The following is a 14,433-nucleotide window of genomic DNA, read 5'->3' as shown; positions in this document are numbered from 1 at the left end:
ACTAACTCAAACCCAAAAGAGCGACCGAATAGGTCGCTCTTTTTTGAAATCGAAAACTAAATTCAAGCCAACGGGCTCTTAAACAGACAACGAAGCAATCACTTGGTTGACTTCTTTAAAGATGGTGAGTCTTTTCTGATCGTTGACGTCAGGGAGCAAAACTTTGCCATTGTCGAACTGAAAACATCCAACCCCAGCAATAAAGAATTGACCTTTGAACAACGTTTTAACGAAACGTGCCACTTGTAATGGTCGGTATACAGCAAACTCACGTAGCATAACTCACCTCAATTCCTTTGAGAAAACACGGATTGCTTATTTATCCTCTGCAATCTTGATGCGCAATCTGCGACGAGGTTCATTTTAGCAAATTCTAAATATAACGCAATATTACACCACCCCATACGTTAAATAAATGTTATCAACAGTTCTACAAATTTCCTAGATCTGGATATATACTGGAAAACTTCCAACTCGTACGGAATATAACAATATGAAAACTAAGACTCTCCTACCTCTACTATTGGCTATAACGCCAAGCTTTGCGTTTGCACACAACCTATCTGTCGGTGAGGCCGTTCCTTCTGCCAAGGTCGCGGCTTATGGCGAGATTGTTTTGCAGGGTGAGGGCGTGGCATACCAACCATGGGCAACCCAGCATATGCAGGGTAAGGTTCGTGTTATTCAAGCCATCGCAGGTCGTAGCAGTTCAAAAGAAATGAACGCCCCTTTGATGTCAGCAATAACCGCCGCGCAATTCCCGCAAGAAAGCTATCAAACAACTACGATCATTAACCAAGATGATGCAATCTGGGGGACAGGTTCGTTCGTGAAATCTTCAGCCCAAGACAGCAAAAAAGAGTTTCCTTGGTCATCTATGGTTCTGGATGAAAATGGCGTAGTCGCCAACACTTGGGATCTTAAAGAAGAAAGCTCTGCCATTATTGTTCAAGACAAAACAGGCAAAGTGCTGTTTGTAAAAGAAGGCGCACTTGAGCAAGATGAAATTGCAAAGGTGATCGAGCTAATTAAACAGAACATCTAGTCTCGTTGCTTGGCTCCTTAATATCCGTAGTACGCAGTATAAGGAGCCATGCGACCAAACTTAAAGCTGAGATTTCTATTGCCCCTAGTTTAACGCTCAGTGATTCCACCAAGGAGACTGTCTCAGATTCGGCGACATCGCATGTGTTGACGTAAATTTTCCCACTAGCCAACAAAAGAGTGAACTTTTACTCATTATGGGTGTTATATTATAACAGTCGGTAAGAGGAGCTCAGATGTACCACCACCAGCAAAAGATACGGAAGCATTGGCATCGCACTGTTTTATTTTTCAGTGTCGCATTGCTGATCGCTTGGAACTTTGCGGTAATCCTTCATCAAGTTGATCTGACTCCCGAACACCACACACACCATCATTGCCAGCTATTTTCTGGGGTTCAACACGGCATAGCCAAAGCTCAACCGACCCTATCGACGCCAACATTTACGCGCATCCAATACCATGATGTCTTTCAGCGCCTTGTTAATAGTGAAGACATTCGTGGTGCAGCTCGTGCCCCGCCTTATTTTGCTTAATTTCCAAACTATTCCACACTCAACATAATTTGTGCGTATTCCTGCACCTAACGTGTCAACGAATCGCACCTTAGTAAACACAAATCTGATCCGGTATTGCTCGGGTTAGTGCCAGCAAAATTAGGAAACACAAAATGTCATCGAAACATGTTTTAGCGCTTGTCATTGGTCTCTCTTTATCGACAGCAGCAAATGCGGACGAATACCGCCAGCACGGTGCTCATGTGCATGGTCACGTCGAATTTAATATCGCCCAAGATGGAAAGGATCTGTTAGTGGAGATTACTGCTCCCGGTGCCGATGTGGTCGGTTTCGAGCATGCTCCAGAAAATGAACAACAAGAGCAAGCACTTAAACAAGCCATTGCCACCCTAGAAGACAGCAACACACTGTTTGCTATTAACGCGCAAGCCAATTGTGATATTGAAGAAGCTTACGTAAACCATAACCTCAGCAACCCTCATGAAGACCATGATCATAGCGAGCACGACCATGATGACCATGCAAATCACGATCATGAAGGGCACGAACACCATGATCACCACAATGAACATCATGATGAACATGAGCACCATGACGGTCACGATGCTCACCATGAGGAGCATGAAAATGGCGGACATGGTGAGTTTTCGGTGCAATATCGCTTCAGCTGTGACCAAGTTAACCAACTCAGTCACATTCAAACCGACTGGTTTAATCAATTTCCAACGACTGAGTCAATCAACGTCAATATATTCACTGACACCATGCAATCAGCCATCAAACTGAGCAAAGATAACTCCCAAATCGTAATCAAATAACACGAGTGGCGTGTAAGTACACACTTACACGCCAATGCTTTGGTGATTTAGTATGACTGAAATCATGTCAAATGTTGTTGAGCTAAATAATGCCCAGTTTGTCTGGCCCGGTTCAACACACGTAACCATTCATATTCCACAGTTACATATTGCCCAAGGTGAGCACGTATTTATCAAAGGTCCCAGTGGCTGCGGTAAATCTACGCTGCTTGCCCTACTCACTGGCATCAACACGTTAACATCTGGCTCTCTATCCGTACTGAACACTGACCTTGTTAGTTTAAGTGCAAGTCAAAGAGACAAATTTCGCGCCGATCACATTGGCTATATCTTTCAGCAGTTCAATTTATTGCCTTATTTAAACGTACTTGAAAACGTACTACTGCCTTGCCAATTCAGTCAAACACGACGTGGCCGCGCGCTTTCAAGAACGTCATCTCAAACGTTAGAAGAGCAAGCTCAAGCTCTGCTTGAAAGACTCCACCTACCCAGCGAGCTTCATGCGCGTCCGGTATCGGAACTGAGCATTGGCCAACAACAACGTGTTGCGGCTGCACGAGCACTCATTGGGTATCCGGGGTTAGTGATTGCTGACGAGCCAACCTCCGCTTTAGACCATGATAACCGTAAAGCGTTTATTGAACTCCTGATGGAACAAACGAATCAAGCCAACGCTACGCTGATCTTCGTCAGTCACGATCCAACGCTTGAGCCCTTATTTGACCGCACACTTAACCTACCAGATATTAACCAAGCATCTAACCTAGGAGCCGCATCATGAGCGCTGTTGCAAAGCTCGCGTGGAAGAGCTTAATCAATCGTAAGGCGACGGCAATATTAACCATCATGACAGTCGCGATTTCTGTCATACTCCTTTTAGGAGTAGAACGCATTCGTACTCAGGCAAAAGATAGCTTCGCCAATACAATTTCAGGCACCGACCTCATCATTGGTGGCCGTTCTGGACAAGTGAACTTGCTGCTCTACTCTGTATTTCGCATTGGCAATGCCACCAACAACATTGACTGGAAGAGCTACCAAGAGTTTGCCAATCATCGAGCAGTAGATTGGGCGATTCCAATCTCACTTGGCGACTCGCACAAAGGGTTCCGAGTCATGGGAACCAACCACAGCTATTTTGAACACTATAAATTCGGAAGTAAGCAATCACTAACCTTTTCAGAAGGCCGAGAATTCAATGGCTTATTTGAAACAGTGCTCGGTTCTGATGTCGCAAAACAGCTGGGGTATCACGTCGGTAGTGAAATCATCATTGCCCACGGCATTAGTGATGTAGGCTTTAGCCGACATGACAACCTGCCATTCAAAGTTGTCGGGATTCTTACGCCCACAGGCACGCCAGTCGACAAAACCGTTCATGTCTCGCTAGAAGCTATCGAAGCGATTCACGTCGGATGGGAAAGCGGTGCACGTTTAGGCCCAACACCCAAAGCACAAGATCTCAAAAACAGAGACTTTCAGCCCAAGCAAATTACCGCGATGCTGGTCGGTTTGAAATCTCGTATTCAGACTTTCGCCCTACAAAGGCAAATCAACACTTATCCCAAAGAACCGCTTAGCGCGATTATGCCCGGGGTTGCGTTGCATGAACTGTGGGGAATGATGTCTGTTGCCGAGCAAGCCTTAATGGCAGTGTCTGGCTTTGTGGTGATTGCAGGATTACTCGGCATGCTAAGCAGCTTATTAACCAGCTTGCAGGAGCGCCGCCGTGAAATGGCGATTTTGCGCGCTATGGGAGCAAGACCTCGTCATGTTTTCTCATTGTTGATCAGCGAAGCCAGTCTACTTACTGCTGCCGGAATTGTAACCGGAGTGGCAGGGCTGTATGCCATTCTCGCCATCGTGCAACCCATCATTCAACAGCATTATGGAATACATCTGACTTTAAGCCTCTTATCGCCCTATGAATGGATGCTATTAGGTTTCGTACAATGCGCTGGAATTGTAATTGGTTTCATCCCGGCTTTTCGCGCCTACCGACAGTCACTAAGTGACGGAATGACAATAAGGATTTAATAAAATGTGGAGAAAAATACTCGCAAGTTGCTTGCTGATCGTCTCATTTATAGCACCAGTACTCGCAAGCGAGGAGCCATTAACGCTCGACTGGATTGATCTAGTACCTGAGAAAGAACGCAAACTGTTCGACAGCGTGGGCATGCCAGCTTCTGATCACAGTGGCGGCGCAGCGCAACAGTCTAAAATTGGTAACGTTCGACCAGAGCTAAATGGAAGCCAAGTTAAAATCCCGGGCTTTGTCATCCCGCTTGAAGGTGACGCGAATACCGTCACCGAGTTTTTGTTGGTGCCATACTTTGGAGCTTGTATCCACGTACCACCACCGCCACCAAACCAAATCATTTACGTGAAGTTTCCCAAAGGCGCACCCGTTCAAGAACTGTGGGATGTCATATATGTGGTTGGGGAGTTGAAAACCGAAACGATAAGCCACGAGCTGGCTGAAACGGCTTACGTTATTGAGGGATCGAAAATAGAAGCCTACGACGATATGTAGTTTAAGTCGTTGACATGCATCGGTACACCTAAGGCGTCACATCGGCGCCTTTTTTAGTTCTGTGTTACACGATATAACGAGACAAATACGCTAATACGCCAACATAAATAACCAAAAGAAACGCTATCGACAGGTGCTTTTTTAATTTACCTGCTTCTGAGAACTTCATTGTCCCTCCAAAATAACGATAACAATTTTAACAACTCATTATCATTTTGGATAGCCCTATTCGTTCAAAAACTGAGAACTCCTATCTGGTCGCCTGGTTAGATAAGGTGTAAATTTAAACAAGCGAACAGCGCAGTTCTTGGTAGGAAAATTAATGGCAGAACCGACAAAGCAACCTGTTGTCATCGAACATCAGTCAAACGCACAAAAAAATACGCAACAAGAAAAGAAGCAGGGCTACATCAAAGACAGTGCCAGCAAGGTAAAAACCATTGCCCAAATACACGGTCTTGATGCCTTACTGCAAACCGATCCACCAGCCAAATCCGCGCTTGAAAGAGCCCAACTGCGTGAACAGAGACGCCAAGAACAGCGACAAAAAAACCTAGAGCAGATTTTAAAGCTAGCACACAGTTCATGCCGAGATGAAACTGCCGGAGAGCCCGACCAAGACTGGTTGTATCGTTTTTTTGAAATGGCTCAAGACATCCATAACAGCGCGATGCAAAAGTTATGGGCTCAAGTGATGAAGCGTGAAGTAACAAACCCAGGCTCGACGTCGATGAAAGCGCTCAAAGTCCTCAAAGATATGTCACCAAAAGAAGCGCAAACTCTGCAAAGAGCCGCCTCTCTGGCGTGCAGTTTTGGAGGGGATCACAGTCGCAAGCTGTTAATTGGTTATAAAGCGCAAGGAGGAATATTTAGCTTTGGCAAACGAGACATCGCCAACAGCTTAAACATGGGAAGTTTTCAGTTGCCCTATTCAAGTTTGTTGCTGTTGATTGAACTAGGGTTACTGCATAGTACCGAGCTTGAATCTGGCGAAATTGGTATCGAGACGCCATTGATCCTCACCTACCAAGGTAAAAACTTGTCGCTGAACGTGAACAGCAAAGGCGTCCGTCTTTTATATTACCGCTTCACGCCAACAGGCAATGAGCTCTGTACCTTGCTCGGTAACAAACCACATGCCGACTACTACGACCAAATGCTTGCGCTTTTAAATCATAGATTTAGTGTCCATAGTGACGCGAAAAGTACGGTTCATCATACCGTGTAGGCAGTTCGAGAAGCATTTGACCACCCATGATCTAAATGCTTCTTAAGCCGCTCAAAGAGCTTAAGGTCACTAATGATCCAAATGCTTATTTATCGGATCACTGCACGCGACTTAAGCGCTTCCAAGCACAAGTCCACCAGCTCATCGACACTCTTTTCTCCCGCGGGCAAATCGATTTCAGGGTTCTCTGGCGCTTGATATTCCGAATCAATACCAGTGAAATTAGGAATCTCTCCCGCACGTGCTTTGCGGTACAAACCTTTAGGATCGCGACCTTCGCAGACTTCTAGAGATGCATTGACGAACACTTCGATAAACTCACCTTCTGGCAATAAGTCGCGCACTAGCTGTCGCTCTGCGCGATGCGGTGAAATGAACGCCGACAACACAATTAAGCCTGCATCCGCCATCAGTTTAGCCAGTTCACCAATACGACGAATATTCTCGCGGCGATCCTGTTCAGAAAAGCCCAAATCGCTACACAAGCCATGTCGCACATTGTCACCATCCAATAAATAGGTGTGGTAACCCAATGCTGCAAGGCGATTTTCCAACGCCCCTGCTACGGTTGATTTACCCGCTCCAGATAAGCCGGTAAACCACAATACAGCAGGTTTTTGCTTCTTTAATTCAGCACGAAACTGTTTATCGACCGAATGCTGGTGCCAAACAATGTTTTCATCTTTTACCGTCGTTTCGGCAGTCATAACGTATCCTTGTAAATATCGGAATTAAAACGGGAAGAAGACCGGAATCAAAGTAAGTACTAATACAGAGTACACAATCGAAATCGGCACACCAATTCTCACATAGTCGGTCAATTTGTAATTTCCTACGCTGTATACCAGCAAGTTGGTTTGATAACCGTAGGGAGAAATAAAGCTCGCACTGGCGCCAAACAAGACCGCCATAATGAATGGCATCGGATCAACGCCATAACCGACCGCCATGCTATAGCCAATAGGAAAAGAAAGCGCAGCCGCGGCATTATTCGTCACCAGTTCAGTAAGAACTAATGTCATGATGTAAGTTGCGACCAAGGCTCCAAACACGCCCCAGCCATTGAACGCTTCAATAAACATCGCTCCCATTCTCTCTGACAAGCCGGAAGAGATCATCAATTGAGCGATGGACAAAGCAGAGCCGACAATCACGACGATATCGATCGGAAAACGGCGGCGCAGTTCTGATATCTGTACGATACCAAACGCGATAAGTGCAATAAGATACGCGGCAAGGCCTTTAATAATCGGTACTAGTTCTAATAGCGCACACCCAATTACGGCAGCAAAACCCAGTAGCACGATGGAGGATTTATTCGTATCAAGCCGAGCGCTAGAGTCCAAATCATGCACTAAAACAAACTCTTTACGATGAGCTCGGCGTTCAGACTCAAAACGCTTCCCCGGAACCAGAACTAACGTGTCACCTGGCGCTAAGGTAATGCTACCCAAACCGCCCTCTAGGCGCTCATGGCCACGACGAATAGCGACAACAACGGCATCAAAGCGGTCACGGAATCGGCTCTCTTTAAGTGTTTTATAGCAAAACGTCGCGGATGAGCTCACCACAACTTCAATAAAATTTTGCCCATTCAAGTGCTGCTGACCAAAAAGCTTGAGGCCCGGAATTTCTTGCAGGGTCGCGACGCTCTCAACATCACCACAAAACAACAAACGGTCTTTCGCATTGAGTACGAAATCCGGTCCTACAGAGGAAACCGTCACGCCATCTCGTACAACCTCCGCAAGAAACAGTTTGCGCAGCGCACGTAAATTATTCTCGCTGACCGTGCGCCCAACTAACGGTGAACCAGGCTCTACGCGAGACTCAAGAAAGTACGGTAAATCTTCTTGGCTTTGATCATCGTAGTTCGGCAGTAAGTAACTGAGCGGGATAAGAATCAGCATTCCTCCCACCAGCACCGCCAAGCCAATCATCGTGGGTGTAAAAAAGCTCAGGCTCGGCAAACCGGCATCTTCAACAAAGCTGTTGATGATTAAGTTAGTCGACGTACCTATCAAAGTTAATGTGCCACCAAAAATGGCGGCGTAAGACAGCGGGATGAGTAATTTCGAAGGCGCATGCTGCTGATTACGCTTAATCGCCCCAATCAATGAGACAACCACGGCGGTATTATTCGTGAATGAAGAGAGCAAGGCCGTTGATACACCGAGCTTAGCGATCACACTACCTAACTGGCCTTCAGAAATACTACGGCTCACCCAACTGATCAGTAACGTTTTTTCTAAAGCACACGATGCAAGAATCAACAAAACCAGAGTCAATAACGAAGAGTTGGTAAAGTTGGATGCGATCGTGGCTGAATCCATCATTCCCGCCATAAATGCAATAAAAGCGGCACCCGCAAAGACATAACTAGGCTTAATTTTTGTGACAAGCAAACAAGTGATAATGCCAAGCAAAATCGCTAATACAAACCCTTGTTCCCACATAGCCTTTCCTTACCAAATCGCCCAAAGGGCACAACAACGGCTCATTTATCCGTGAGACACCAGACAAACGAGTAAACGGACCAAAATCAGCGCAAGCGAAAAGAACATCAGAATGCTCGGTTTTCTTGGGCTTCACCGAAGCATTCTGGTATTAGGAGAATAACCTAACTGCATTTCGCAACTCAGTTAGGCAGCGACGCCCCAAGCACAACAACAGATAGAATCAGAGCTTATCGTGCTCGGGCGCGCCAATTACTTTTTCAGCAATTGGCTGACGTCTTTTGCTTCCCAGTGTGGGAAGTGTTTACGCACAAGTGCATTCAGCTCAACTTCAAACGCAGAGATGTCCGTCAAGTCGCGCTCAACCACCGCGAGGCTTTCTTTGACCATGCCTGCACCAACCGTCACGTTCGTCAGACGATCGATAATGATGAAGCCGCCGGTATCAGCACAATCTTGGTAATTGTCCAGCGCAACTGACTCATTGAGAGACCATTCACACAAGCCAATACCATTCAATGGCAGCTCTGCCGCACTATGAGTCGATAGGTTGTTGATATCATATTGGTGACGAATCGCTTCAACATGGCCCACAGTTTTCTTACCCGCGATTTTGATGTCGTAGTCACGACCCGGTTGCAGAGGTTGCTCTGTCATCCATACCACATCGGCAAGCAAGTGGTTTGTGGTTTCCACTTGAGCATTGTCTAGGACAATCAAATCGCCACGGCTAATATCGATCTCATCGCTTAGCGTCAGAGTGACCGCCAACCCAGCACGAGCTTCCTCAATATCACCATCAAACGTAACAATGCGTGCCACGGTTGACGTTTTCCCCGATGGCAATGCTTTGATGGCATCACCGACTTTGATCGAACCTGAAGAAATCGTCCCCGCAAAACCACGGAAATCGAGGTTAGGACGGTTAACGTATTGCACAGGGAAGCGGAACTCACCCGCACCTTTTTCTTGATCCACATCGACCGTTTCAAGAAGTTCAAGCAATGACGGGCCTTTAAACCAGCTTAGGTTTTGCCCTTTATCCACCACATTGTCACCTTCAAGCGCCGAAATCGGGATGATTTGAATATCAATATCCCCGGTCAGGTTCTCAGAAAACTTAAGATACTCATCGCGGATTTCTTCAAAGCGCTCTTGAGAGTAATCCACTAAATCCATCTTGTTGATCGCCACAACAAAGTGTTTCAAACCCAGTAGGTTGGAAATAAAAGAGTGACGACGAGTTTGATCAAGAATGCCTTTACGTGCATCAACTAAGATCACCGCTAAGTCACACGTCGATGCGCCTGTCGCCATATTGCGCGTGTACTGCTCGTGCCCAGGAGTATCGGCGATGATGAACTTACGTTTCTGCGTCGAGAAATAGCGGTAAGCCACATCAATTGTGATCCCCTGCTCGCGCTCAGCTTGTAAGCCATCGACCAACAACGCAAGGTCAGGCTTTTCACCCGTGGTGCCCACACGTTGGCTGTCTGAGTGTACTGCCGCTAGCTGATCTTCATAAATTTGTTTTGAGTCATGGAGTAAGCGACCGATTAGTGTACTTTTACCGTCATCTACCGAGCCACAAGTCAAGAATCTAAGTAACGACTTGTACTGGTGTTGTGTTAAATAGCCTTCGATACCAAGCTCGGCTAATTGAGCTTCAACTGCACTGTTCATTATCTTTCCTTAGATCCTTTAGAAGTAACCTTGACGTTTCTTAAGCTCCATCGATCCTGACTGATCGTGGTCGATCGCTCGACCTTGGCGCTCACTCGACGTTGCCACCAGCATCTCTTCGATAATGCCGGTCAAAGTGTTCGCTTCAGACTCGATAGCCCCAGTTAATGGATAACAACCAAGAGTACGGAAACGCACACTCTTCTCTTCGATCACTTCACCCGGTTGAAGCTCCATACGATCATCATCAACCATGATTAGCATGCCGTCGCGTTCAACAACTGGACGTTTGTCAGCGAGATAAAGCGGTACGATCTCGATGTTTTCTAAATAGATGTATTGCCAGATATCAAGCTCCGTCCAGTTCGAAAGTGGGAATACACGAATGCTCTCCCCTTTATTGACCTGACCGTTGTACGTCTTCCACAGCTCTGGACGTTGGTTTTTAGGGTCCCAGGTATGGTTCTTGTCACGGAACGAATACACTCGCTCTTTTGCGCGTGATTTTTCTTCATCACGACGAGCGCCACCAAAAGCAGCATCGAAGCCATATTTGTTTAGCGCCTGCTTAAGACCTTGCGTTTTCATGATGTCCGTATGCTTTGACGAGCCATGAACAAACGGACTGCAGCCCATTGCTAGACCTTCTGGGTTCTTATGTACCAAAAGCTCAAAGCCGTATTTGGCAGCGGTGCGATCGCGAAACTCAATCATCTCGCGGAATTTCCAGTCGGTATCGACATGCAAAAGTGGGAATGGAATTTTGCCCGGGTAAAACGCTTTACGCGCTAGGTGCAGCATCACTGATGAGTCTTTACCAATCGAATACATCATGACTGGGTTATCAAACTCAGCCGCAACTTCGCGGATAATATGGATACTCTCCGCTTCGAGTTGTTTAAGGTGAGTTAAACGTTGTTGGTCCATGTTTTGTATTTCCTTTTTAAGCTTGAAGGCGCATTACGTCTCTAATCTTTGGTCTGAAATTATATGGAGTTGGCAATAGCACTTTTGTTGAATTCAGTACTAGACAAAAACCAGTCTAACTTTTGAGACAGTCGCACTACCTCTCCGACAACAATCAAAGATGGCGATTGTGCTTCCTTCGATAAATCAGAGAGTTGGGATAGTTCTCCCGTAAATACTTTTTGTTGAATCTGCGTGCCACGCTCAATAATGGCAATAGGAGTCGACGCTGAACGACCATGCTTAATGAGTTGATTCTGAATATAGTGTGATTTCATCAGCCCCATGTAGATCACTAAAGTCTGATTCCCACGCGCCAACGTGGACCAATCCATCTCATCACTTTCTTCTTTCAAGTGGCCAGTCACAAAGATGGCAGATTGCGCATAATCACGATGAGTCAGTGGAATACCAGCATAGGCCGTTGCGCCAGCTGCCGCGGTAATGCCAGGGACAACTTGAAAACGAACGCCAGCATCAGCAAGCACTTCTAACTCTTCACCACCACGACCGAATACAAACGGATCACCACCTTTAATGCGCACTACTTTGTAGCCCTGCTTGGCAAAATCCACCAATAGCTGATTCGTCTTCTCCTGCGGCACACTGTGATGCCCAGCTCGCTTCCCAACGCACACCAAAATCGTATCGCTTGGAATCAATGCCATGATTTCTTCTGACACCAAATAGTCGTACAAAACCACATCGGCTTGCTGCAAACAGTTCAGTGCTTTCACTGTCAAAAGTTCAGGATCACCCGGCCCCGCCCCCACTAAGGCGACTTCACCAGGCTGTAGCGATTGCTTTGCAAAACGAGTAACACCAGCTACTGAGTTGTCAGAAACTAACCGGGGCTTTGGTTTAGGAAAAGAAGTGACTGAATCGTTCGTTGCCATGTGCTTGCTCATCGTCCATTGATATCGTTATGCAAGCATTATGGCGGGGCGTTTATATTACCTGAAATTCTAAAATTTCATTTTTTATTCAAAAATCTGCTAAGAAGTTTTTGTTTGGTCTCATTCAAAAGCGTGAAAAAGTCGGCGGTTAATATGAATAAGGTTCAGTAAACTGATTTCTGTTCACAGTTTTCTGTATCTTTATCATTAAGTTGCACCAGCGTTTGATACATTACGCGGTACGATTCCCCTTCCCATTGAATTGGAGCACCAAATGAAAGTGGCAGTTCACCCTATTTCCCTCGCAGTGTTAAGTGGCATGCTAACGCTTGCGGGCCCTGCGATGGCCGATACCATCAAGCTTCGTATCATCGAAACCACCGACATTCACACCAACGTGATGGATTACGATTACTACAAAGACCAACCATCACAGCAAATTGGTTTAAGTCGCGCTGCGACCATAGTGAAACAGGCTAAGTCCGAGGCAGAAAACACGGTATTAGTAGATAACGGCGATTTAATTCAGGGCAGCCCAATGGGCGATTACATGGCGGCGAAAGGGATTAACGCTGGCGATGTCCACCCAGTCTACAAGGCGATGAACCAACTAGACTACGATGTGGGCAACATTGGCAATCATGAGTTCAACTATGGCTTAGATTTCCTACAAAAGACGTTGAAGGGTGCAAACTTCCCTTACATCAACGCAAACGTATTTGATAAACAAACCGGTGAGCATTACTTCAAGCCTTACCTGATCAAAACCCACACCTTTAAAGACACAAACGGCGAAGCGCATCAAATAAAAGTGGGTTACATCGGCTTTGTACCACCACAAATTATGGTGTGGGATAAGAAGAACTTAGAAGGCAAAGTCTTTGCTAAAGACATTAAGGAAACTGCAAAGAAACTGATTCCTCAAATGAAGAAAGAAGGCACAGACGTGATTGTGGCGATTCCACACTCGGGCATTTCTACTGATCCATACAAACTAGGCGCTGAAAACTCAGTTTACTACCTCACAGAAGTTGAAGGTATTGATGCCATTGCTTTTGGCCACTCTCACGCGGTCTTCCCAGGGAAAGACTTCGCAAACCTACCTGGTGTTGATACCGAGAAAGGGACCATCAATGGTGTGACGTCAGTGATGCCTGGTCGCTGGGGAAGTCATGTAGGTGTGATGGACTTGATGCTGAAAGAGGAAGACGGCAGATGGCAAGTAGTTGAAGGCCAAGCAGAAGCACGCCCTATCTTCGATAAAGTAAATAAGAAGTCATTAGCTAAAGCCGATGAAGGTATTGTGAAAGCGTTAGAAGAGGATCACAAAGGCACTCGTGAATTTGTAAACCAACCAATCGGCAAAGCAAATGATGTCATGTATAGCTTCTTGGCATTGGTGCAGGACGACCCAACCATTCAGATCGTTAACCTTGCCCAGAAAGATTACGTGGAACGCTTTATTCAAGGCGACCCAGATCTCGCTGACATTCCAGTATTGAGTGCCGCAGCACCATTTAAAGTCGGGGGGCGTAAGAACGATCCGAATAACTTTACAGAAGTCGAATCCGGTCAGCTCACCTTCCGTAATGCTGCCGATCTTTATTTATATCCCAACACCTTGGTCGCGATGAAAGTGAAAGGTAAAGAGGTTCGCGAATGGCTAGAGTGCAGCGCGGGTCAATTCAACCACATCGACATCAACAATCCTGAACCACAATCTTTGATTGATTGGGATAATTTCCGTACGTACAACTTCGATGTCATTGATGGGGTGAACTACCAGATCGATATCACCCAACCGCCCAAATACGATGCGAGCTGCAAAGTGATTAATCCAGATTCTCAGCGTATTGTGAATCTGACATTCAATGGTAAGCCAGTTGATCCAAAACAAGACTTCATCATCGCAACTAATAACTACCGTGCTTATAGCAATACCTTCCCTGGTACGGGCCCAGACTTTATTGCGTTTGACGCACCAGATGAAAACCGCTCTGTCGTCGCCGCTTATATTTCTCGCGTGAGTGAAGAAAAAGGTGAAGTGACACCAAGCGCTGACAACAGCTGGTCTTTCGCACCGATTAAATCCGATAAAAAGCTAGATATTCGCTTCGAAACATCTCCTAGCGATAAAGCGGCGCAATTCATTAAAGATAAAGGTCAATACCCAATGAAACGTGTCGCGACTGACGACATTGGTTTCGCGATTTACCAAATCGATCTGAATAAGTAAGGCTGATTTGACAACAACGCTAAGCGGCTCTCATGAGCCGCTTTTTTGTTAT

Annotated in this window: 14 protein-coding genes; 8 read left to right on the top strand and 6 right to left on the bottom strand. The window is 46.1% G+C overall.

Going from position 1 to position 14,433, the window contains the following annotated elements:
• Window positions 1-78: 78 nt before the first annotated feature.
• Window positions 79-279, bottom strand: coding sequence for a DUF1107 domain-containing protein (locus ACWPOD_RS12855; RefSeq protein WP_012841164.1), 201 nt, complete (start codon window positions 277-279; stop codon window positions 79-81).
• Between the two features lie 214 nt (window positions 280-493).
• Here ACWPOD_RS12855 and ACWPOD_RS12850 point away from each other — a divergent pair, with 214 nt between their 5' ends.
• From ACWPOD_RS12850 to ACWPOD_RS12820, 7 genes are all read left to right on the top strand, one after another.
• On the top strand, window positions 494-1,045 hold the full coding sequence (locus tag ACWPOD_RS12850; protein ID WP_167426968.1) for a YtfJ family protein: 552 nt from the start codon (window positions 494-496) through the stop codon (window positions 1,043-1,045).
• 235 nt (window positions 1,046-1,280) lie between these two features.
• On the top strand, window positions 1,281-1,580 hold the full coding sequence (locus tag ACWPOD_RS12845) for a DUF2607 family protein (protein WP_005392338.1): 300 nt from the start codon (window positions 1,281-1,283) through the stop codon (window positions 1,578-1,580).
• A gap of 134 nt (window positions 1,581-1,714) precedes the next feature.
• Window positions 1,715-2,380 (top strand): zinc uptake protein ZrgA, encoded by a 666-nt coding sequence (gene zrgA, locus ACWPOD_RS12840; RefSeq protein WP_124007397.1) that lies wholly within the window; start codon window positions 1,715-1,717, stop codon window positions 2,378-2,380.
• Window positions 2,381-2,432: 52 nt separating this feature from the next.
• The gene (locus ACWPOD_RS12835; protein ID WP_456231933.1) at window positions 2,433-3,161 is read left to right on the top strand and encodes an ABC transporter ATP-binding protein; all 729 of its coding nucleotides are present in this window, start codon (window positions 2,433-2,435) and stop codon (window positions 3,159-3,161) included.
• A complete protein-coding gene (locus ACWPOD_RS12830; protein WP_145473299.1) occupies window positions 3,158-4,417 on the top strand; it encodes an ABC transporter permease in 1,260 nt (419 codons plus the stop codon). Before ACWPOD_RS12835 ends, ACWPOD_RS12830 begins: the two co-directional genes overlap by 4 nt.
• 4 nt (window positions 4,418-4,421) lie before the next feature.
• Window positions 4,422-4,916: a DUF3299 domain-containing protein gene (locus tag ACWPOD_RS12825; RefSeq protein ID WP_012841166.1), complete on the top strand. Its 495-nt coding sequence runs from the start codon at window positions 4,422-4,424 to the stop codon at window positions 4,914-4,916.
• A gap of 322 nt (window positions 4,917-5,238) precedes the next feature.
• Window positions 5,239-6,144, top strand: a complete 906-nt coding sequence (locus ACWPOD_RS12820) for a TIGR03899 family protein (RefSeq protein WP_006742971.1) — start codon at window positions 5,239-5,241, stop codon at window positions 6,142-6,144.
• Between the two features lie 89 nt (window positions 6,145-6,233).
• On the opposite strand, the gene cysC is transcribed toward ACWPOD_RS12820, so the two are convergent.
• From cysC to cobA, 5 genes are all read right to left on the bottom strand, one after another.
• The gene (gene cysC, locus ACWPOD_RS12815) at window positions 6,234-6,851 is read right to left on the bottom strand and encodes an adenylyl-sulfate kinase (protein ID WP_006742972.1); all 618 of its coding nucleotides are present in this window, start codon (window positions 6,849-6,851) and stop codon (window positions 6,234-6,236) included.
• A gap of 24 nt (window positions 6,852-6,875) precedes the next feature.
• Window positions 6,876-8,600, bottom strand: coding sequence for an SLC13 family permease (locus ACWPOD_RS12810; RefSeq protein WP_005392351.1), 1,725 nt, complete (start codon window positions 8,598-8,600; stop codon window positions 6,876-6,878).
• A 252-nt stretch (window positions 8,601-8,852) separates the two neighbouring features.
• Window positions 8,853-10,283 carry a sulfate adenylyltransferase subunit CysN gene (cysN, locus tag ACWPOD_RS12805; protein ID WP_046874053.1) on the bottom strand — a complete coding sequence of 477 codons (1,431 nt, stop codon included), beginning with the start codon at window positions 10,281-10,283 and terminating at the stop codon, window positions 8,853-8,855.
• An 18-nt stretch (window positions 10,284-10,301) separates the two neighbouring features.
• The gene (gene cysD / locus ACWPOD_RS12800; protein ID WP_005379592.1) at window positions 10,302-11,210 is read right to left on the bottom strand and encodes a sulfate adenylyltransferase subunit CysD; all 909 of its coding nucleotides are present in this window, start codon (window positions 11,208-11,210) and stop codon (window positions 10,302-10,304) included.
• Between the two features lie 59 nt (window positions 11,211-11,269).
• Window positions 11,270-12,145, bottom strand: a complete 876-nt coding sequence (cobA, locus tag ACWPOD_RS12795; RefSeq protein WP_048626585.1) for a uroporphyrinogen-III C-methyltransferase — start codon at window positions 12,143-12,145, stop codon at window positions 11,270-11,272.
• Window positions 12,146-12,419: 274 nt separating this feature from the next.
• Between cobA and cpdB the strand changes: the two genes are divergently transcribed.
• The gene (gene cpdB, locus ACWPOD_RS12790; protein WP_456231932.1) at window positions 12,420-14,381 is read left to right on the top strand and encodes a 2',3'-cyclic-nucleotide 2'-phosphodiesterase; all 1,962 of its coding nucleotides are present in this window, start codon (window positions 12,420-12,422) and stop codon (window positions 14,379-14,381) included.
• Window positions 14,382-14,433: the final 52 nt, after the last annotated feature.

This window comes from Vibrio sp. JZG120 (genome assembly GCF_053890955.1).
Note: the sequence above shows the minus strand (reverse complement) of the source record. Positions and strands in the feature narration are given on the sequence as shown.

What these genes read in the sequence shown, in the direction of transcription:
- cysD (WP_005379592.1), bottom strand. Translation starts at nt 11,210, where the DNA reads ATGGACCAACAACGTTTAACTCACCTTAAACAACTCGAAGCGGAGAGT.
- zrgA (WP_124007397.1), top strand. Translation starts at nt 1,715, where the DNA reads ATGTCATCGAAACATGTTTTAGCGCTTGTCATTGGTCTCTCTTTATCG.
- ACWPOD_RS12850 (WP_167426968.1), top strand. Translation starts at nt 494, where the DNA reads ATGAAAACTAAGACTCTCCTACCTCTACTATTGGCTATAACGCCAAGC.
- cobA (WP_048626585.1), bottom strand. Translation starts at nt 12,145, where the DNA reads ATGGCAACGAACGATTCAGTCACTTCTTTTCCTAAACCAAAGCCCCGG.
- ACWPOD_RS12810 (WP_005392351.1), bottom strand. Translation starts at nt 8,600, where the DNA reads ATGTGGGAACAAGGGTTTGTATTAGCGATTTTGCTTGGCATTATCACT.
- ACWPOD_RS12830 (WP_145473299.1), top strand. Translation starts at nt 3,158, where the DNA reads ATGAGCGCTGTTGCAAAGCTCGCGTGGAAGAGCTTAATCAATCGTAAG.
- ACWPOD_RS12855 (WP_012841164.1), bottom strand. Translation starts at nt 279, where the DNA reads ATGCTACGTGAGTTTGCTGTATACCGACCATTACAAGTGGCACGTTTC.
- ACWPOD_RS12825 (WP_012841166.1), top strand. Translation starts at nt 4,422, where the DNA reads ATGTGGAGAAAAATACTCGCAAGTTGCTTGCTGATCGTCTCATTTATA.
- ACWPOD_RS12845 (WP_005392338.1), top strand. Translation starts at nt 1,281, where the DNA reads ATGTACCACCACCAGCAAAAGATACGGAAGCATTGGCATCGCACTGTT.
- cysC (WP_006742972.1), bottom strand. Translation starts at nt 6,851, where the DNA reads ATGACTGCCGAAACGACGGTAAAAGATGAAAACATTGTTTGGCACCAG.
- cpdB (WP_456231932.1), top strand. Translation starts at nt 12,420, where the DNA reads ATGAAAGTGGCAGTTCACCCTATTTCCCTCGCAGTGTTAAGTGGCATG.
- ACWPOD_RS12835 (WP_456231933.1), top strand. Translation starts at nt 2,433, where the DNA reads ATGACTGAAATCATGTCAAATGTTGTTGAGCTAAATAATGCCCAGTTT.
- ACWPOD_RS12820 (WP_006742971.1), top strand. Translation starts at nt 5,239, where the DNA reads ATGGCAGAACCGACAAAGCAACCTGTTGTCATCGAACATCAGTCAAAC.
- cysN (WP_046874053.1), bottom strand. Translation starts at nt 10,283, where the DNA reads ATGAACAGTGCAGTTGAAGCTCAATTAGCCGAGCTTGGTATCGAAGGC.